At 68.0% G+C, this 18,871-nt stretch carries 17 protein-coding genes and 1 pseudogene; 6 read left to right on the top strand and 12 right to left on the bottom strand.

Going from position 1 to position 18,871, the window contains the following annotated elements:
- The first annotated feature begins 103 nt into the window (after nucleotides 1-103).
- Both FH715_RS04905 and FH715_RS04910 read left to right on the top strand, forming a co-directional pair.
- On the top strand, nucleotides 104-1,429 hold the full coding sequence (locus tag FH715_RS04905) for an outer membrane protein assembly factor BamB family protein (protein WP_139641096.1): 1,326 nt from the start codon (nucleotides 104-106) through the stop codon (nucleotides 1,427-1,429).
- A gap of 5 nt (nucleotides 1,430-1,434) precedes the next feature.
- On the top strand, nucleotides 1,435-1,800 hold the full coding sequence (locus FH715_RS04910) for a type II toxin-antitoxin system prevent-host-death family antitoxin (protein ID WP_139641098.1): 366 nt from the start codon (nucleotides 1,435-1,437) through the stop codon (nucleotides 1,798-1,800).
- Nucleotides 1,801-1,821: 21 nt separating this feature from the next.
- Here the strand turns inward: FH715_RS04910 and FH715_RS28750 are convergent.
- Nucleotides 1,822-1,914 (bottom strand): annotated as a pseudogene (locus FH715_RS28750) (peptide-methionine (S)-S-oxide reductase MsrA); the annotation flags it as partial.
- A gap of 44 nt (nucleotides 1,915-1,958) precedes the next feature.
- On the opposite strand from FH715_RS28750, the gene FH715_RS04920 reads away from it, so the two are divergent.
- Complete coding sequence (locus FH715_RS04920) at nucleotides 1,959-3,431, top strand: recombinase family protein (RefSeq protein WP_170184631.1); 1,473 nt, start codon at nucleotides 1,959-1,961, stop codon at nucleotides 3,429-3,431.
- A 135-nt stretch (nucleotides 3,432-3,566) separates the two neighbouring features.
- Here FH715_RS04920 and FH715_RS04925 read toward each other — a convergent pair whose 3' ends face one another.
- From FH715_RS04925 to FH715_RS04940, 4 genes are all read right to left on the bottom strand, one after another.
- The gene (locus FH715_RS04925; RefSeq protein WP_139641703.1) at nucleotides 3,567-4,874 is read right to left on the bottom strand and encodes a replication initiator; all 1,308 of its coding nucleotides are present in this window, start codon (nucleotides 4,872-4,874) and stop codon (nucleotides 3,567-3,569) included.
- Nucleotides 4,875-5,226: 352 nt separating this feature from the next.
- Nucleotides 5,227-5,421 (bottom strand): hypothetical protein, encoded by a 195-nt coding sequence (locus tag FH715_RS04930; RefSeq protein ID WP_097230559.1) that lies wholly within the window; start codon nucleotides 5,419-5,421, stop codon nucleotides 5,227-5,229.
- Entirely contained in the window at nucleotides 5,418-6,719 is a 1,302-nt protein-coding gene (locus FH715_RS04935; protein WP_139641103.1) for an FtsK/SpoIIIE domain-containing protein, read from the bottom strand. The genes FH715_RS04930 and FH715_RS04935 overlap by 4 nt, the downstream gene beginning before the upstream one ends.
- Nucleotides 6,719-7,057 carry an SCO3933 family regulatory protein gene (locus tag FH715_RS04940; RefSeq protein ID WP_139641105.1) on the bottom strand — a complete coding sequence of 113 codons (339 nt, stop codon included), beginning with the start codon at nucleotides 7,055-7,057 and terminating at the stop codon, nucleotides 6,719-6,721. Before FH715_RS04940 ends, FH715_RS04935 begins: the two co-directional genes overlap by 1 nt.
- 164 nt (nucleotides 7,058-7,221) lie before the next feature.
- Between FH715_RS04940 and FH715_RS04945 the strand changes: the two genes are divergently transcribed.
- Both FH715_RS04945 and FH715_RS04950 read left to right on the top strand, forming a co-directional pair.
- Complete coding sequence (locus FH715_RS04945) at nucleotides 7,222-7,992, top strand: GntR family transcriptional regulator (protein ID WP_139641107.1); 771 nt, start codon at nucleotides 7,222-7,224, stop codon at nucleotides 7,990-7,992.
- A 219-nt stretch (nucleotides 7,993-8,211) separates the two neighbouring features.
- On the top strand, nucleotides 8,212-8,631 hold the full coding sequence (locus FH715_RS04950) for a hypothetical protein (protein ID WP_139641109.1): 420 nt from the start codon (nucleotides 8,212-8,214) through the stop codon (nucleotides 8,629-8,631).
- A gap of 304 nt (nucleotides 8,632-8,935) precedes the next feature.
- On the opposite strand, the gene FH715_RS04955 is transcribed toward FH715_RS04950, so the two are convergent.
- From FH715_RS04955 to FH715_RS04965, 3 genes are all read right to left on the bottom strand, one after another.
- Nucleotides 8,936-9,208 carry a hypothetical protein gene (locus FH715_RS04955; RefSeq protein WP_139641111.1) on the bottom strand — a complete coding sequence of 91 codons (273 nt, stop codon included), beginning with the start codon at nucleotides 9,206-9,208 and terminating at the stop codon, nucleotides 8,936-8,938.
- A 318-nt stretch (nucleotides 9,209-9,526) separates the two neighbouring features.
- Nucleotides 9,527-9,805 carry a DUF7848 domain-containing protein gene (locus FH715_RS04960; protein ID WP_484422039.1) on the bottom strand — a complete coding sequence of 93 codons (279 nt, stop codon included), beginning with the start codon at nucleotides 9,803-9,805 and terminating at the stop codon, nucleotides 9,527-9,529.
- Nucleotides 9,806-9,998: 193 nt separating this feature from the next.
- On the bottom strand, nucleotides 9,999-10,526 hold the full coding sequence (locus tag FH715_RS04965) for an ATP-binding protein (RefSeq protein ID WP_139641114.1): 528 nt from the start codon (nucleotides 10,524-10,526) through the stop codon (nucleotides 9,999-10,001).
- A 254-nt stretch (nucleotides 10,527-10,780) separates the two neighbouring features.
- Between FH715_RS04965 and FH715_RS04970 the strand changes: the two genes are divergently transcribed.
- Nucleotides 10,781-12,118, top strand: coding sequence for an NsdA family TPR-like regulatory protein (locus tag FH715_RS04970; RefSeq protein ID WP_246108565.1), 1,338 nt, complete (start codon nucleotides 10,781-10,783; stop codon nucleotides 12,116-12,118).
- Between the two features lie 5 nt (nucleotides 12,119-12,123).
- Here the strand turns inward: FH715_RS04970 and FH715_RS04975 are convergent, their stop codons facing one another.
- From FH715_RS04975 to msrA, 4 genes are all read right to left on the bottom strand, one after another.
- Nucleotides 12,124-13,041, bottom strand: coding sequence for a phosphotransferase family protein (locus tag FH715_RS04975; RefSeq protein WP_139641116.1), 918 nt, complete (start codon nucleotides 13,039-13,041; stop codon nucleotides 12,124-12,126).
- A 537-nt stretch (nucleotides 13,042-13,578) separates the two neighbouring features.
- Nucleotides 13,579-14,784 carry a response regulator gene (locus tag FH715_RS04980; RefSeq protein WP_139641121.1) on the bottom strand — a complete coding sequence of 402 codons (1,206 nt, stop codon included), beginning with the start codon at nucleotides 14,782-14,784 and terminating at the stop codon, nucleotides 13,579-13,581.
- Nucleotides 14,781-17,549 (bottom strand): ATP-binding protein, encoded by a 2,769-nt coding sequence (locus tag FH715_RS04985; protein WP_170184632.1) that lies wholly within the window; start codon nucleotides 17,547-17,549, stop codon nucleotides 14,781-14,783. The genes FH715_RS04980 and FH715_RS04985 overlap by 4 nt, the downstream gene beginning before the upstream one ends.
- Before the next feature lie 640 nt (nucleotides 17,550-18,189).
- The gene (gene msrA, locus FH715_RS04990) at nucleotides 18,190-18,855 is read right to left on the bottom strand and encodes a peptide-methionine (S)-S-oxide reductase MsrA (RefSeq protein ID WP_139641124.1); all 666 of its coding nucleotides are present in this window, start codon (nucleotides 18,853-18,855) and stop codon (nucleotides 18,190-18,192) included.
- Nucleotides 18,856-18,871: the final 16 nt, after the last annotated feature.

The following is an 18,871-nucleotide window of genomic DNA, read 5'->3' on the forward strand; positions in this document are numbered from 1 at the left end:
CCGGCGGGCGAACCCCGTGGTCGGGGGGTTCGCCCGCTGTCTAGGGTGGGGCAGGTCGTGGTGCGAACGCCGCCTCAGGACGCCGTTTCAGGGGGAGAGAGCGATGGGGAAGCGGAAGGTGCTGCTCGCCGGTGCGGTCGCCGGCGTGCTCGTGGCGGCCGGCGCCGTGGCGCTGATGGTGGAGGGCGGCGAGGACGGTCCGCAGCCTTTGGAAGAACGCTGGGCCTCGGAGCCCGCTCTCCAGGCGCGGGAGGCCGAGGAGTCGCTGGCGACCTGGGTCGTGGACGACGCCGTCGTCGTGGTCACCGAGCGGGGCGGCTGGGCGTTCGAGACGGCGACCGGGGAGCAACGGTGGGCCATGACCGACGACGAGAGCCAGCTGTCACCGTGCGTGGTCTCCCCCGAGCCCAACGCGGCCGGGCTCGTGGCCATCGTCTTCGAGCCCGCGGGCGGCGGCCCGTGCGACGTGGTGGGCGCGGTGGACACCCGTACCGGCGCGTTGCTGTGGAGCCGTCGACTGCCGGAGCCGCTGGGCCCGACCGCGGGGAGGGAGATACCCGTCGCCACCGGGGACGAGGTGATCACGGTCGACGTGCGCCAGGCGGGAAGCCACCACCGCTTCTCCCCCGAGGGCGCGGAAATGCCGCTCCTCGACCCCCCGTCCGAGGGCTGCCAGGAGCGGCTGGAGTGGGTGCAGAGCGCGGAGTACACGCTGGCACGCTGCGGGGACACGCTCACCGCGTTCGCCACGGGCAGCGGAGAGGAGCTGTGGACCGAGCGCGCCGGCCCGCGACCGGTCGAGGCCATCGTCCCGGGCGCACCGCTGATGGTGATCGGCACACACAGCGTGACGTCCCTGGGGGACAACGGGGAGGTCACGGGCGAGGCCAGCTTCAAGGACCCGGTCGACGGCATACCTCTGCTGCTGGGAGAGTCACGGCTGGTGTCCCCGGTGCGGTGGTCCCCGGGGCTGAACCTCGGCGGCGCCGACCTTGCCCACTCCCCGAGCCCCTCGTGGCGGCAGGAGTTCGGTGACGGCGTGCTGGCCGGGGCGGGCGACGACCATGTGCTGGTGGTAGCGCCCGCCGACGAGGGGGACGCCGAGCAGGTCCTGCTGCGGGTGAACACGGAAGACGGAGAACGGACCGAGGTGGGCGGCTTCTCCTCCGCCACCGTGCTGGCCGCCGCCGTCGACGGGGACACGCTCTACGCGATCACCGCGGGGGAGGACCCGGCCGAGCGCGGGAAAGCACGCGTGATCGCCTTCGACCGCCCAGCCGCACCGGCCAACACCGCACTCGCCGCCTGGCAACAAGCCGCCAACGCCGACCAGCGTCAGGTCAACTGGCATAGCGACGATCCACCAGTACCACTCCCGCGCGCGAGTCACCTCGCTCATCAGGAGAAGTCAGATACTCCGATTCCGTAAGGATGATGACGGCGACGGAGGTCGCACGCAATTTCGCCTCCGTGCTCGACAGAGCCGAACACGGAGAGACGATCGTGATCACCCGTGGTGGGCGACGGCTGGCGACGCTGGCTCCCACGCCCGCCGGCAACGGCGCGGCGATCAAGGCGTTCCTGGAGTCGCACCCGGTGGACGAGGACTTAGCGCACGACGTGGCGCTCGTGCACGCGCGCCTGCTGGCGCATGTGCGCCGCGAGGGGAAGCCCCGCGGCGCCCACGACCTGATCATCGCGGCGACCGCCGCCGCCACGGCCAGGACGCTGCTGACCACCGACGGCAAGACGGCCTTCGACGACCTCCCCGGCGTGCACGCGGCCGTCATCCCAGCCTGAGCCCGCCGGGCGAGGCGGCCCTCAGGCCCGCGCCACGCCCACCGGGCAGGACAGACCCGTGCCGCCGAGCCCGCAGTAGCCGGCCGGGTTCTTGTCCAGATACTGCTGGTGGTATCACTGCTCCAACAGCATATTTTCAGCCCGCAGGAGGAGCCGTGGTGGACCAGCCCTTACCCGTGATCTCGTACGCGCGGATCTCGTCGGACACCGAGAAGGACGAACACGGCGTCGAGGACCAGCACCGGACCAACGCCGGCACCGCGCGGCGCCTCGGCTGGTCGGTCGTCGCGGAGATCACCGACAACGACCTGTCGGCGGCCAAGGCGGGCGTCACGCGCGACGGATTCGAGGCGATGGTGCGCGCGCTGCGAGCCGGGCGGCTCCCGGACGGGGGCGCGGTGCGCGGCGCGGTGGTCGTGGCGGACGACCGGCTGGTGCGCCGGGCCGGTGACTACGAACGGTTCGTGGACGCGCTCACCTACGACGACGGCCGTGTCTACGCCGACGCGCGGGGCCCGAAGAACCTCTACAGCGAGGACGTCGAGGCCATGGGCCTGTTCGGCGTCGTGATCTCCAAGATCGAGGTCCGCAAGATCCAGCGCAGGTTGCGCGACAACCACCGCTCCCGCGCCGAGCGCGGCGTACCGGTCGGCGGGACACGCCCGTTCGGCTGGAACGAGGACAAGCGCACACTCAACGAGGCGGAGGCGCCGTACGTGCGCCAGGCGATCCGGGACCTTCCCCAGGGGAAGTCGCTCACCGCCATCTGCGCCGAGTGGCGCGCGGCCGGACTCAGAACGTCACTCGGCAACGAGTGGACGCTGCGGTCCCTCAAGCTGACCCTCTGGAACCCCCGGGTGTGCGGCTGGCGCAACTACCGGGGCGAGATCCTGCGGGACGAGGAAGGCGCTCCCGTCGTCGGCCAGTGGGAGACCATCGTGACCCCGGCGGAGTGGGAGGCCGTGGACGCCGTCTTCCAGGCCCGCAGGGGCCGTAGCGTCGGCACCGGCCAGGAGATCGGCGACGTTCTTCCCGAGAACCACAGCCAGGCGCGGCACCTGCTGACGGGCGTGCTGCGGTGCGGACGCGTCCACGACGGGGAGATGTGCGGCACCGCGCTCCGGGTGTCCCGTCACAAGGACTGCAAGTCGCACCTGTACGTCTGCCCCTCGAAGGCCGCCGGAGGATGCGGCGGACTCGGACGCCGGGGCGACCTTGTCGAGGAGTACGTCACCGAGGCCGTGCTGGCCCGCTTGGAGGAGCGGCAGGCGCGGGCCGCGAGCGCGGAGCCCTGGGACGGGGAGGAGCGGCTGGCGCGCCTGGTGGCCAAGCGCTCCCGGCTGTCGGAGGAGTGGCAGAACGACGCGATCAGCGACGACGTCTACTTCCCCGGGGTGAAGAAGATCGAGGCCCAACTCAAGGAGCTACGAGCGGAACGGCACCGCCGCCAGGCCATGGCCGCGCGGGCGGGGGAGACGGAGGACGTGCGGAAACGCTGGAAGGGGCTGCATGTCTCGCAGCGCCGCGCGCTGATCTTCGAGGCCCTGCACGCGGTGATCGTCCACCCGGCGGGCAAGGGGCGGAAGCCGTTCAACCCCGATCTTCTCGTTCCGGTGTGGAAGGAGGAGTGAGGCGGTCGCGGTGAGGAACCGTGCGCTGGCGCAGCTCCAGGCCGAGGATGCCGGATATCCGCCGCCACCGTTCCTCGCTCCACTCCGGCGCCCGGAGCGCCTGTGCGCGCCCCCACTCCCGGGCGCTTGGGCGGCTCACTCGCCAGCCTCCCGGGCGCACTCCCGGTTCCGTGCCAGGTCCTCGGCGATACCCGCCGCGAGGAGGGCGGCGCCGGGGGTGTGGCCGGAGCCGGCGTAGCGCCAGTTGGCTTCGGTGACGGTGTGCGGGGCATCCTCTTCCTGCGGTCGGCGGTGCTGGGCGCGGGCGTCGCGGAGCGCGGCGTAAGTCGTCGAGTAGGCGCGGGACTTGGTGAGGATGTGACCCCGGTAGCCGAGGGTGTGGGCCCAGGCGCGGAGCCGTAGGGGCGCGAGTTCGGGCAGGGCGCCGAGGCGCCAGCAGGTGGCCATCAGCGCGCGGACGTGCGGGGTCACGCGAGCGGCGGCGATGTCGTCGGGGCCGGTGACGCGGCGGTCGAGGCCGGCTCCGGTGTCGGCGGCGCCCTTGCTCACGTACTTGGCGACGTAGGCCGCAACGGCGTCATCGGTGACGGTCGCGGTGCTCAGGGGCCGGACGTCGAGCTGTCGCCCCCAGCGCAGCGCGCGTTGCCCGAGCGCGGCGGTGTGCGGGGTGTCGAGGCGGACCGCAGCGGCGGCCGTCCGTACGCACGCGGCCACGGTGTCCGCGTCGATGCCCTCGGGCGGTTGTGTCCCGTCGCGGCCGTCGAGGCGGAGGACGGCGTGCACGTGGACGGCGGCGCGGCGCTGGTACTCGGCGACCTTGGCGTAGGAGAGGCGGACGGAACGGCGGAGCGCGGTCCGGGTGTGGCCGGTGTCGGCAGCGAGGTGGTGGTACAGGTTGTCGGTGAACGCCTTCCACAGCCGCCCGGCGTTTGCGTGCCACAGGATGTGGCCGGGGTAGTCGTAGCAGTCCGGGCAGAGCGGTTGCCCGGTCAACGGGTCGTCGGGCGTGTGAGCGGCGCGGCAGTCGACGGGTCGTCCGTGGGGGCAGCGGCGGGACGCGCGGCGCGGTCGGCAGGGCTCACCGTTGGCCGTTCGGTGCACGGCTCCGAAGCTGGGCGCCGTCAGGGTGGCGAAGAGCCGGGGACGTTCGCCCACCTCGGCGGGGACGTTCTTGCCGCCGAGGAGACCGGCGCGGACCAGGTGGTAGGTGTCTCCGGCGTGGAGGCGGGAGCAGGCGGGGCAGACGGTGGCGCGGCGGTTGCGGCAGCGGACCAGCAGGCGTTCGCCGGGTTCGTCTGCGGTGTCGTAGCCGCGCAGTATCTCGCCGGTCGCCGGGTCGTAGGTGAGGGTGGAGCCGGTCAGTTGGACGGGGTGGGCACAGCCGCCGGTCGCGGTGACCTGTGCCAACCAGCGCCCGAAGCGGGGGTCGTTGGCGAGACGGATGACATCACGGTCGGTCTCAGGGAGCCGGGGAGGGCGCGCCGTTCGGTGGGGAGCGGCGCGCCCGCCGGTCGAGTCGCGGTGCGTGGGCGAGATGGGGCGGACTCCTTCCGGGGTGGGCCGCCGGGGCGGCACGGGTGGACGGGATGGGGTGGTGTCGGTCCATGGCGTTCACTCCTCACGGGTTCAGCTGGTCAGCGGATGGTGCCGGTTCCCCGGCAGCAGCGGCAGCGGCGCTGTCGGCCGGTCCAGGTCGTCCGGGTGCGTTCGCCCTTACAGCGGGGGCAGGGGACGCGGCGCATGGGCACGGGTGGGTACACCTCCTCTCGGACTCTCTCGGCTCTCTCGTTGTCGGTCAGGTCTGGGCGAAGCCGCTGAACAGCCACTCGACGCTGACGAGCAGGGCGGGCCCGATGGGCGTCAGGGCGAGGTGGAACCCGAAGAGGGCGATCAGGGCCGCCTCCCAGCCGCGCACGGACCGGCCGCGCACCAGCAGGAAGGTCATGGCGCCGAGGAGAACGACGAGCGGAATACTCAGGGCCGAGGTCACGACTCCTCACCCGCCTCCACCGCCGTCTGAAGGGCGGGAAGGCTCGGGGTCGCGCACGCGTGGCGATGCGCGGTCTCCCGTGCGGCGTCGGGCTTCGTGAGGTGGGAACGGCCGCGGACCCAGCCGCCGGAGTCGGCCGCCAGGACGGCGACGCCCTGTTCGTGGGTGCCGATGGACTGGGCGACGGCGGCGGCGTCCTTGTTCAGGTCGCCCAGGGCCATCTCCGCCGTGCCGGGGTCGTTGACCCGGTGGCAGACGCGCCCGGCGAGCTGGGCGCGGAGCGCGGTGACCCCGGGGCCGAGGTCGGAGCCGACGCGCTGACCGGCCACCACCAGGTGCACGCCGAGGGCGGCGCCGAGTTGGGCCAGCCGCAGGAGGCTGGTCGAGCACTGCTCAGCCTCGGCACGGTCGGCGCGGCTGCCGTTGGTGAGATACAGCTCCGCCAACTCGTCCACCAGGACCACGATGGGGACGGGGCGTTCCTTCTCCGGCAGCTCCCAGACCGATCGGGCGCCGGCGGCGCGGCAGGCCCGCATCCGGTCGTGGACCTCGGCGACGAGCGCCGCCAGGACGTCCACGGCCTCCCGTCGGTTGCTCGCCAGCGTGGTGAACCGTTCGCGGAACAGGCCGAGTTCCATTCCGCCCTTGCAGTCGATGCCGACCAGGGCGACGGGTTGTGGGGCGAGCTGGGACACGAGGCGGGCCAGCAGCGTGGACTTGCCGGAACGGGTCGCGCCGACGATCAGCCAGTGCGGCACCCGCCGGAAGTCCATGACCCAGTCGCGGCCGGTCTCCAGGACGCCGAGCACGGCGGTGAGCAGCGCCGCCGACTCCCGGGCGCCGTCCCGTGGTTCGGCCAGCGGATCGAACGCCGTGGCCGTGATCACCACGAGCCCGCGTTGCGGGGAGACGACCCGCACGGCGTGCGCCCGCCAGGCGTGGGCCAACGCGTCGGCGGCGTCCAGAAACGGCGCCGGGGTCTGCCCGGGACGCAGCCGCACGGTCAGCCGAAGCCCGCCGGGCACGGGACGCGGCAGGCCGGCCCGGGGCGCGAGGCCGCGTAACGCCTCACCGCGCACGACGAGTTCGCCCAGGACGCGGCGGGTCGGTTGGTAGGAGACGGTCAGGTCGTTGACCTGTGCGACCTTGCGCCAGGTCAGCAGGACGCGCGCCGCCATGAGCGGGTAGCCGGTCAGGTACCACCGCCAGGTGGGGTGCCGGAGCGTGAACTCACGGCCGACGACCGCGCACCAGGCCAGCACGGCCAGGACCAGGGCGAGCACGTGGGAGCCGTCCATCAGGCACCACCGCCCGTGCCCTTGGCCGGAACGGGGGTGATGGCCGAGGCGCGGAAGCTCACCCCGTGCCGGTCGCCCATGGCCCAGGCGAACGCCTCCAGGCCGGTGATCCGCACCTCGGTGCCCTCCGCGAGGCCCTTGGGCTCACCCGGCACCGCCACTTCGATGACCGAGACCCGCCGCCCGTCCTGCCTGACCATCACGGCCACGGTGTAGACGGTGTTGCCGTCTCGGTCCTTCTTCACCTCACCCCGCTCGTAGTCCGCGAGCTTGGGTTCAGGACCCACGGCGCACCGCAGTACGCCGAGCCGGGTCGTGTCCACGGGGATGGACTGCATCAGGTATCGCCTCCAGACAAGACGTCTCATGACGTCACTCGTGCTTACGAGTTGAGAGTATGCGGCACCTTGACGGTCGGAGGCAAGTGCTTATGCTTACGAGTGACGTCACCACACGTCAGGATGCGTAACGAAACGTCAGCGAAGGGAAGAGGGCCCCGGCCATGGGAGAGATCCAGCGCCCCGGAGCGCTGTACCAGCAGGTCGCAGCCGAGATCCGAAGCGGCATCGCGGCTGGTGAGTACCCACCGGGAGCGCTACTCCCCTCGGAAGCCCAGCTCATGGAGCGCTACCAGGTCAGCCGCCCGACAGTCCGCAAGGCCGTGGACCGCCTACGGTCGGAAGGGCTGATCGATGTCGTCCACGGCAAGGGCAGCTTCGTCCGCTCCCTCCCCACCCCATCGGTCACGATCGACCGCACCATCACCCGCGAGGGCGACACCTTCCGCACCGGCCTGTCCGACTGGGAGGAAGTCGAGCCCCCGACGGTCACGCGTGGGCACACGACGGCGACCACCGGGCCGCTGCTCGGCTTGGACGAGGGCGAGGCGGTCTTCATCGTTGACCGCCTCCTCGCCGAACCCTCCACGGGCACCCGCGCCATGCACCGGATGGTGATCCCGTTGGCGACGGCGGCCGAGGTCGAGGAGTTGGAGCACCCGGACATCAGCCCGGACCAGGTCTATGCGGCTCTGGCAAAAGCCGGGTACCACCTCACGTGGCGAGAGACCGTCAGTGCCCGGATGCCACTTCCCGATGAACGTGTGGCACTTGCTATTCCCGACGCCGTTCCGATGCTTCAAGCGGTTCGTGTGACTCGTTCCACCGATGGTGCGCATTTGATTCAGGAAGTATGTTCTGTGGATGGGGATCGCGCTCGTGTAGCATTTTTTATCGACGTAGAGGCGTTCGAAAAGGAGCATTCTCCCGGCTAGCCAATCTCCAGGTATGGCAGACAAACCCCTCGATGCTGTGTCGAAACCTGTCTCTACTTCCTCAAGTCTGGCGATGCGCCAGCTGGGCTCGCCGCGTTCGCCAGCTATCCTCAGGTTTTCCTCAAATTCCGAACGTGGGCAGCCGGTCCACTGCATACTGACGCCATGGACCCTGGACCGTTGGCAACTTGGGCAACTGTTCCTATTAGCATCCTCGCGTTGATCGTGAGCGCGGCAACCTACCAGCGCGCACGTGCACGTGACCGGCACGCCGAAGCCGTCAAGGTTGCCGTGAGCCAAGACAATATGGCTGTGTGCTGCGGAAACAAGAACGCTCCCACCTACAAGGTTGCCGTTGAGAATGGCACAGATCGGCCATTGGGCAGGGTGTGCCTGGCCACTGTTGAGCGCACAGTGCTGCTCTACGACGTCTTGCAGCCCCACACCAGCGACCATGAGCACATCCCTGGCTACCGCCAGACCGGCGATTCGGCCATCGTCTGGCGCGATCAAGACGGCCGGTGGTGGGCTCGCGACCTGTACAGCCAGGCCGTCTATTGTGGTGGCCAAATTCCAGGAATCGGTCACATGCGACGAGTCGCAGCAAAGGCGGAACATGCCGTGTATCCGCCAGCTTGATCACCACCAGTCTGCGGTGAGGCTGGCCACTTCCGAATCGATTGCTGAAGCCGGCGGGCTGCCCCGGCCGGGCGTGCGGCCTGGCGGCCGGTCCCGTCCGGGCGCCCGCCGTCCCCGCCCAGGGTGAGCCGAGAACGCCACTCGACCATCGACTGACGGGCCGTGACGTGAAGAGCAGGGAGGAGTGGCACAGCCCGGTGGCCTGCTGAGGTGGCCCCCGCGCCCGAGTGGCCACACGGCGATTTCGTCGTGGTCGGCTTGTCGTGGCTGGGCTCTCAGTCCGTAGGAAAGATGCCACCGCCCCTCACCCCGCCCGCCGCAGCCGGGCCGCCGTCACGCGGGTCAGCAGCGCGACGTTCCGTGCCGTCTCCGCCGAGCAGGTGAGCCGCACGAGCCCCGAGCCGTCGGGGGCGGCGTCCGCTCGCACCGTGACATCGTCACCGGCCAGGCCAACGCGGGCCAACGCGTCGGACAACTCCCGTGCCGCTCCCCGCGCCTCGCGCCACCCGCCGACGTAGTCGACGCCCCGCACCCACAGCACGGCGTCCGGGTCGAACTCCTCGTTGAGTGGTCCCATCTCGTCATCCGGGCCGTGCACGGCCTCAACACCCCTTCTCACGCGCTGACTTGGAATGGCCTGAGGCGGTGCGTCGGCTTGATCGGCACGACCGCGGCCCCGATACCATCGGCATCGGGGTTCCGCGGAATCCCAGCCGGACCACCCGGTGCCTGCCAGGGTTCAGGGGTGGTCCGGCCTTGCTATGAGGTTGTGGGACGCGCCCGGCGGCGCGTCGGCGTCAGAGGAACGTCGATCGGCTCGGATCACTGATCACGACCAGCGGCCCCAGGACCGCCAGCCAGAAGACCCAGACTCCGGCGCACAACAGGCGTTGTCTCACGGTGTGTTCTCCTTCTCCGTGTCGTGGAGTGGGTTGCCAGGCGCGGGATCGACGCGCAGGAACCACTCAGTGGTGAGCCGGAACTGCCGGTGGTCGGTGTGGAGGCTGGTGTGGCGGAGCGCCCACATCTCGACGGGATGTGACTCGTCGTCCACGACCCCGGATTCCGAGCCGCACGTCACGCACGTGACGACGAACGTGGCGCGAGGGGGCCCCTTGGCCGTCTCCTCGCTCAACGTCCACTGAGAGGTCTCGTTGATCGACCGGGGAGTCATCGGAGTACACCGCCCGGCTCATGGCCTTGGGGCACCCCACCGGGGACGGGGGAACCACGGTCGGCGGTCTCCCGGTGGGGTGCCCACCGCGTCGGAGTCTTGCGCTTCTCCGCGCGGTCCCCGGACGACCGTGCCGCCTTGCCGCCGTGAAGAGACGCAGGGCGATCGGTTGTCGCGGAGTCTTGGGTGTGGTTCATCGCTCGGCCCGCACTTCCCCGCCCGTCAGGGCGAAGCGGCAGCAGACGCTCTTGCCGCCCCCGAAGCGCGGCGACCACCAGACGGCGTCGGCGAGCATTCGGACCAGGAAGAGGCCACGGCCGCCCTCGCTCAGGCTGATCGAGGGCGAGACGCCGTCGGCCAGCACCGGGGGAGTCGGGTCGTCGTCCGCCACCCCCACGAACAGATGACCGGGCCACACCTGGAACGAGACGAGGAGCCGACGATCACGCGTCGAGCCCCACGAGTCGTCGGACGGCACCGCGTGATGCACGGCGTTGCCGACGAGTTCGGAGGTGCACAACACCACGTCGTCGACGGAGACCGTCAACTCCCAGTCGCGTAGCGCCTCACGGGCCGCCTCGCGGGCTTCCCGGCAGGACTCGGGGGAGGACGCCGAGAGCATGACCGATCGCAGAAGCGCCTCGCACGCCAACGCCTCCGACGCGTGTTGCCAGGACACGCCGGCCCCGGGCAACCGCTCGACCACTTCAGCGCGCGCCATCGTTTGGCCCCTTCCACGGAGGTCGCGGCGACCGTCCACCGCGTGGAGACCAGTGAAGAGGCACGGCAACGCAACCGGGAGCGTTCATCGGGGGGTTCGCACGCACACCGGGGGTTCGAGTGGGGAACGTGGGGGGTTCATCGGTGAACCCCCCACGGTTGTCTGAACCGCGTGGCAGGATGAACACCAGCTGTTATCCCGCCAACGGCAGGGGGAGTATGGCCAGGGAGCCCAACCACCGCTTGGCAGCCCTCATGAGAGAGGCAGGCGTCTCCAACAAGGGCCTCGCCAAGCGCGTCCAGGACGTCGCGCGACAACGCGGTACGCACCTCGGAACGACGCATGTCGCCGTCCAACGCTGGCTCAACGGCAGCGGAATCCAGCCACAGACGGCGGCGTTCCTCGCGAGCGCTCTGGGCGAGAAGCTGCGGCGCCGGCTCAGCCCCGCCGACCTCGGTTTCCCCGCCCTGTCCACGGCCCCCACACCGGCCACTCCGAGCGCCGGCTACGCCGACTCCCTGCCGGATGCCCTGGACGCCATGGAGGCGTTGAGCCATACCAGCCCGGACCCCGGGGAGGGCGGCTCGACGCTGCTCCCGGACGCCGAGGTGAACGCGGCGGCGCTCTCCTGGCTGGTGTCGCGGCCCGACGGCTTACGCCCGGCCGGGGAAGACGCCCGACGGGTCGGGATGCGCGACGTCGCGGCGGTGCGCACGGCCGCCGAGATGTTCATGCAGCTCGACTTCAAGTTCGGCGGCGGCCACGGACACCGCGCCCTGCGGCACTACTTCCGCGAGGACGTCCTTCCGCTGCTCCGCGCCCACTACAACGAGAAGGTGGGCAACGCCCTCTTCGGGGCCGCAGCCGAGATCGCCCAACTCCTCGCGTGGAGCGCCTACGACACGGGGAACCACGCGCTGGCCGACCGCTATCTGTTGGGCACGTTGCGGCTCACCCAGGTCGTGGACGACCGCATGATGGGCGCTCGCATCCTCACCAACATGAGCCACCAGGCCAACTACCTCGGCCAGACCGACCGCGCCGTTCGCCTCGCTCGCGCGTCGGTTGAGGGAGGCAAGGGGAGGACGACGCCACGCGCCATGACCCTGTTCTCGGCGCACGAGGCCCGCGCGCTCTCCACCGCCGGGGACGCCAGGGGCGCGGCCCGCGCGATGAACGAGGCCGAGCGCCACTTCGAGCGCGCCGAGACCGGCGAGGACCCTGACTGGCTGGCCTACATGGACGAGGCCGAGATGATCGGCGAGTTCTGCCACTGCTTCCGGGACCTCGGCCAAGGCGCGGAAGCCGTGCGCTTCGCCGAACGCGCCGTCGCGCTCACCGACCCCAAGTACGCCCGCACGCTCGGCTTCTGTCGGCTTGTCCTCGCGCAGAGCCATCTCCTCAACGGCGAACTCGAAGCCGCCGCCACCACGGCGACCCTCGCCGTCGAGGCCGGTGACGCGCTCCAGTCATCCCGCTTCGTGCGCTACGTCAGGGACTTCCAGCGCGAGGTCTCGGCGCACGCGGCGAACCCGGTGGTCCGAGAGTTCAACGAGCGCGTGCACGTCGCCATGGTGGAGATGGACGAGTAACGGGCCTACCCCGGCTGCCAGTTCCGGGGCGCGTCGTCGTCCCGCAGCGAGGCGATCCGCCGTTCGTACTCGGCTGCCACGGCCGCACTCTCGCCGACGTTCTGCATGAGCCAGGTCGTCATGTGGAACTCCTGGATGCCCCGCAGCACCGAGAACCCCTCCCAGTCGCCCAGGTCCCGCCCGTACGCGGCCACGAAGTCGGCGTACTGCTCGCGGGACTGCCAACCGAGGCTGTGGTGTTCGGTAGCGGTGACCATCAGGTCCCACTCGGGGTGGTCGAAGCTGAAGTTCTCGAAGTCGATCAGCAACACCGTGCCCGAGGTGTCCACCATGAGGTTCTGCACATGGGCGTCCCCGTGCACCGGGCCCTTCCGCGAGGTGAACCGCAACCCGGCCAACCCCTCCCGCAACTCCCGCCCCCGGGCCCGCAGAAACTCCCGGTCGTCCTCAGGTATCCCGGTCACCCGCTCCACCCGCAGATCGGTACGCCCGAACGCCGGGTACGCAGCCAGTTCGAGAACATCTGGCGGCGTCAGCGCGTGCAGATCCCGCAGTACCCCGCCCAACTCCCTGTAGGTGGCCTTCCGATCCCCCTCCCGGATCAGATGCCAGAACGTCACCGGATGCCCGTCCACCACAACCGGCTGCTCCACGTCCTCCACCACCCGAGCCGCCGGGAACCCCTCCCGCGCCAACCACCGCGACACCCCCACCTCGGTCCGCACCGACCCCAGGTAGTCAACCGACCGAGCCACCCGCACGATCACCGGATGCGCCGCCAACCGAAACAACGCGTTCTCCCCGAACCGCACCAGCTCGGCCCCGGCCCCGTCGAGCCCCACCGCCCTGCAAGCGGCTTGAGTTACCCGCTCCGCACCTGCGGACGAGAACCCGACGGACTGCCCAGTCTCGGCAGACCTCATGCCTAACCAACTCCCTCGAACGGCGGAGACCATCACGCGCCCCGAGCACTTTTCCGGTCGCGCACCAAGCACTAGAAACGACCGTACCCAGTGCGCTGAGGGCGGACCCTGTGCGCAGGCTTTGAGTCTGCGGTGCATCAAGAGGCCGGGGATATCGTTGACCGAGGGTTGGGGCACGGCTCAAGTCGCAGGTTGCCGCATTGAAGCACGGGTTGCACGCCGTGACGCGGAGCTCGCCAACCTCGCTGCCTTCAAGACGCTGGCGGTCTCCCGGCTGGCCGCCCAGCACCACGAGATCACGCGTCTGCGCGAGTAATCCCAAGCCGCAGGAAACGTCCATCGGCTGTCCAGCTCTCGCAAAGGAACTGCGCCGTACGGGGCGAGAGGTCGAAGCCGATCCACCCGATCGCGGCGAGGCTCGGTATTTATGCGCGGGCTTGGAGGGCCAATTTATTTTGAGAAGCGAAGCAGTCGATCTCGGAAATTTCGACCCGCCTCACTAATATTGCTGCGGATGGGCGTGGCCGCTAGCCCAACTCAGAGAAACCATGGCGCCAGCGCTTGCCATGTAGTACCGGGGTGGTCGGCTGCTTTCATGTCTTCACCGTCGTCGACCTTGGAGTACTGCAATAGAGAGTTAGAATCGAGATTACCCTTCGTGCGCTGCAGGCCGTCAAATTGGAAAATGCGCAATACTCCAGAATGCTCTGCTTCTTGTGCAACAAACCAGGGGAATAGGTTAAGGGGTGCGGACTGCCCACTAAAAAGCATGACCTCGCCGGTGACTTGAGGGCGCTCAGTGCGCACTGTTCCGGGAATTGGTTTTCCGATCCCGGTGAAGGTGAGCACGCTGTGAGGGTATGTCGAGCCGTCATAAGTCATAGATGTGGGCACTGCCAGTGAAGAACGCCAAGACGAAGCCGCCCGGTGGGCAAAACTGCGGAGAAGGAGGTCAAGGCTGTCTCGGTGAGTGAGCGTCGCAGTAACCCTGCCATGAGCGATGCCATTGCGCAGTTCAATGAGGTCTTGCACCTGCTGTCGGTCAGCGCGTTCCGGCATGACCCAGGAGAGAATTTCGATGAAGGCGGAACAGCTGTCTGGGGTTTTTGCGAGGTCGTTGCAAAGGGTGAACCACGTGCCCATGCTGGGCTGCACGAGGCGCACTGGATTAACCCCGCGGAGTGAAGCTGGCGTGGGGTTACTCAGGCCCAGTGCGGCTGCGAAGCGGAGTACGGCCTCTAGCGTGTGCAGGCCTTCCAATACTTGTTTTTCCGGGTCGATGGTTCGCGCGTATCGGGCAAAGCGAGTAGCGAGGGGGCTGGGCAGGTGGGTGCTAGCGAGTTTAAGCGCTTGTTCTAGGCGGTCACGCAGGATACGAGCGCAGCGACCCAAAAGTTCCTCACCGGCGGCGTCCTTATCGATCCAGTCTGTCGATCCTAGCCGCAAGGCTTCAATGACCTGCTGTTTCGATCCTTCTCCGGAAAGCACCAGGGTCGGGATATTCCATCCGCCAAGGCTAAGTTGCCGCAGGAGCCATAGGCCGCCCCATTCTTCGGGCGGCATCTTCATATCTACGATGATAAGGTCGAAGGGGCGAGAGGCGGTCTCCGTCAGGGCGGCCTGGCCGTCTGGGGCGAAGCGAAGTTGTGCACCCGCTTTGCGTAACGGGCCGCACAGGGTTCGGGCCACGTCGGTCTGGTCGTCCGCCACAAGGATGCGCACCCCAGTCATCTCGTCGGTCACAGGTGCTCCCGTATTGCTGTGGGGACGATCGGTAGGGTGACAAGCCAGGCGGTACCCGTCCCCGAGGGAGCCGGAACGTTCGCAAGTTCTCCACCGACGCGATTCAAGAGTGAGCGAACGCCCAGAAGGCCGAGGCCGTTGCCGCCAGGTTTGGTACTGCGCACGCGGTCTCCGGCTTCTAGGGCGGCAGAGACTTCGGGTGGTAGGCCCGGACCATCGTCGGTGATCTCGACGACAGCTTCATCGTCGTCTGCGGTCCACTCCAGAGTGATCGACCCACCGTTACTGAGCGCTTCGATCGCGTTGCCCACGAGGTTGTCCAGGATGGCGGTCAGTCCGCCTTGGTCCAAGGCGACGCGAACACTGTGCGTTGCATCGGGTATGGATAGGGAAATCCGGCCAGGGAGACGGGTGAGTACGCCGGCGGAATATTGGCGCAAGAAGGATCCGATATCCACGCTCTCAGTACCGGCGGGCCCTAGCAGTGAAGTGGTGGAGCGGAGCCGAGCGGTTAGAGCATGGGCCTGGTCCAGATGACGGCTCGCAGTGAGCTGTTGCTGGAGATGTGCGGTGCGCGTGTCGGCAGTAGTGCAACTGGCCAGTCTGGCAGCTACGAGCTGGTTCTTTAGGTCGTGCAGCAGGTCGGCCACCGCAGCCTGGTAGGGCAGGGCCGCTGGCTGCAATGCTGCTCTGGCCGCAGACGTAATGGGGCCTGCGGAGGCGGAGTCCGCTGTGGTGAAAATAGTGGCATCGATGCCGCACTCGTTGGGCTCCAGGTTGGCCGTCCTGCACACGCCGGACCACAGTGTGCACATCCGTCTTACTGCAGTCAGGTCGAGCGGAGCGCCCGACAAAAAGCGAAGACGCAGCGGGTGAGAGCGCAAGACCTCGACTGACGCTTGAGTGTCGGGGGCAAGGACGGCTGAGACACCAGCGTCCAAGACAGCCCGTTCCCTTCCGGACAAGCGCACGCTGGGAAGAAAGCGCGGGAGGAGAAGTCCATTTCGGTGCAGGAGTTGCCAGTCGTCGGCGAGCTCACGGAAGTCGACGCCGAGGTCATCACTTCCCAGGCATCGGCAGAGTTCTGCCAGTTGCATGAGGCGCTGGAGCTGGTCGGTAGTTAGTGATTCCGGAGTGTGCAGCTGCTCCAAGATGTTCAGGAGAGCCGCCATTTCCGGCTCAACAGCATCCTGCGGGCTGCTAGCGAGTTCACTGGCTGCCCTGAAGGCATGCTCGACATTACTGACACTAGGATTGCATCCGGCGATTCCGGCAATGACCTCATCGGCTTCTTGAGCCCATGACAAGAGGTCCGCAGGGGAAGTCGCCCAGTGCATGCCGAATAATCTAGCGTCAACCCAGCGCCGAACTGGTGCTCGATTTGCTGCTAAGAACGCGACCTGATGAGCCAAAAGAAAGCGACCTACTGCGCGAAAGTTTTCGTTTTCGCTTCTGAGAGCTTTTGCAGGCTGGCGTTTGGCTAGCTGGTCAAGAATCTTCAGTACAGCCTGGGACGCTTGGTGTTTTGCCCTTGGCTTGCCAATTATCCACGTTCCTTCGATACGCGTTTCGGCGCCCAGTTCTGCGCTACTCAGGATGGCGGTGGCGCGCTGCTGCATCGCATGCCCCGGGCCGGAAGAACGATAGCTGAAATCGAATGTCAGCTTCATGGCGGATGTCGCCCGCTGGAGAAGGGTGGTTGGATCCATCTCCCGTGGAATTTCCGAGGCAACCATTCGCCACACGGGTTCCCATTCTTGCGGCCACCGGGAGCGCAGCGATTCCGGAAAACCTGTGGCCGCGAATACCGCGCCGATCACAGCTTGGAACGCGTTGGAACCCGTCTCGGTCGAAATTCCTATCGAAGCCTGACCTGCGCCCAACAACAGGCCGGATGCCAGGCCAGCGTGTCGGAAGGCATTTGCGTGAACCTCGTTTAGCGTGGTCAGGTTGGTAGCCGCGTCGGGAGGATTAAATAGCGCGTGGCGCGTTCCGGCTAGGGCATGTTCGTAATTCAATACTTGAGATCCTATAAACCCCAGGACCTGATTGTCCTGTTGGTGGCAGGCGCTCAGAACACCCCGGTGCTCGTATGCCCACGATGAATGGATCAGTGCCTGAGACAGCAACGGACAGGCAGTTGCTGGCAAAGAGAACAGCTTCTGTAGGCGACGTACCATCCGTGTATGCGCCTGATTGGTTGGGATCTCTGCGGCAGCGGCCCGGGCAACAGTGACCTTGCGCGTACTGAAGGCCTCTGGCACATGCCGCTGAAGGAAGTCCAGCGCAGCCTCCTGCGATGCGCGCTTCTTGTTTGGTCCAACACCAACACCGCAGCGCCCGCGATCGTCGGTTGCTACAGCGCGGAACGTTGCTCCGTGATCGGGACCTTCGCGCTGGTATTCATAAGATACCGAGCCATTCTTGAGTCGTTCTTGGAGCTCCGTCTTAGGATCTCCGATACCCATGCTTTCATCCTCGACAGCGATCACTCGGCTAACCAGCGCTGCCGCAACTGCTGCCTCCCCAGCGAGACAAAGTACCCCGATGACCTGGTAGCACAGGTCAGCCACCAACCGCTCAGGGAGTGGGCCGCCCTCAAGGCTTCGCCCGACCGAACACGATTGACTAATCCACTCCTGCTGCGTCGCCCAGGACTGAACGCCTGACGGAACCCGGCTGACTTCCTTGCTCAGTGATCCCGCTGTCTGCGCCCCGCCGCGCCGGAAGATTTCAACCGCCGCCTGCTTCCTGACGTATTCCATGCCCAGTCTTTGGAGCGTGCTCAAGAGGCCGCGGGTAAGGCCGGGGAAAAGATCTTGATGCTCGTGCAGAAATGATCTATGGATTAGAGCCGCGCGCAGTCCGCCAAATAGTTCGGGCCCGGGATCCGACAATCCCAGAGAAAGTAAGGCATCTATCGCAATGTCTATCTTGCCTGGCCGACCCGCACCCAACCCCGCCAGTACGCCCAACCGGGGTTGGCCTGTTGGCGAGACAAAGTCGTCTGTACGCATCACCACGCGATGAAGCCCCCTCCGCACGCGTCGTCTGTGCCGCCCACGAGAGTCTAGCCGCGTCGGCTGGCCTCCGACCAGAGATCGCCGAGCTCCAGCGCGGCCGTCAAGCTGGGATTCCTACGTACGGCCTGTGTGGTCTGCGTCACGCCGACGCCCCCGAAAGTGACTGACGAACGCCGACACCCTCGGAGGGGTGCGGCGCGGCAACCCGCGCGCGTAAGTGGGCTTTGACGTTGGAGCCAGGTAGAGAGCACAAGAATGTTTCTTCTTGGATACGCGCCTGATGGTTGCGCGCCTGTCAGCCTCGCCGGCGATCCGCTCTTGCGAAAAGTGCTCGCCCCCGAGGCCAGTACACCCCGGGGGCAGTTGTTCTCGTCCGGCCAACTCACCGCTCCGCCGACGCCACCCCCACCGGGCAGCTCAGGCCGGTGCCGCCCAGGCCGCAGTACCCCGTCTTATTGCGGTCGAGGTACTGCTGGTGGTACCCCTCGGCCGCGTAGAACGGGCGGGGCTCGGCCGGGGCCAGTTCGGTGGTGATGGGGCCGTAGCCGGAGTCGGCCAGGACGCGCTGGTAGGCCTCGCGGGAACGTTCCGCCGTGTGCTGCTGCTCGGGGGAGTGGGTGTAGATCGCCGAGCGGTACTGGGTGCCGACGTCGTTGCCCTGGCGCATCCCCTGCGTCGGGTCGTGGGACTCCCAGAAGACCCGCAGCAGCTCCTCGTAGGAGACCTTGGCCGGGTCGAAGACGACCCGCACCGCCTCGGTGTGCCCGGTCATGCCGCTGCACACCTCCTCGTAGGTGGGGTGCGCGGTGACGCCGCCCTGGTAGCCGACGAGGGTCGTCCAGACGCCGGGCGTCTGCCAGAAGCGCCGCTCAGCGCCCCAGAAGCAGCCGAGGCCGAAGTCGGCGACCTCAAGACCCTCCGGGTAGGGGCCGAGCAGCGGGTTGCCCAGGACGGTGTGGGTCGACGGCACGGCGAACGGGCGCTCCTCGCGGCCGGGGAGGGCCTCCTCGGCGGTGGGAAGCCGGTTCTTGAAGGTGGTGTACAGCATGTTCCTCGTATCTCCT

The sequence above is a fragment of the Streptomyces sedi genome, assembly GCF_006335015.1.
GTDB lineage: Bacteria > Actinomycetota > Actinomycetes > Streptomycetales > Streptomycetaceae > Streptomyces > Streptomyces sedi.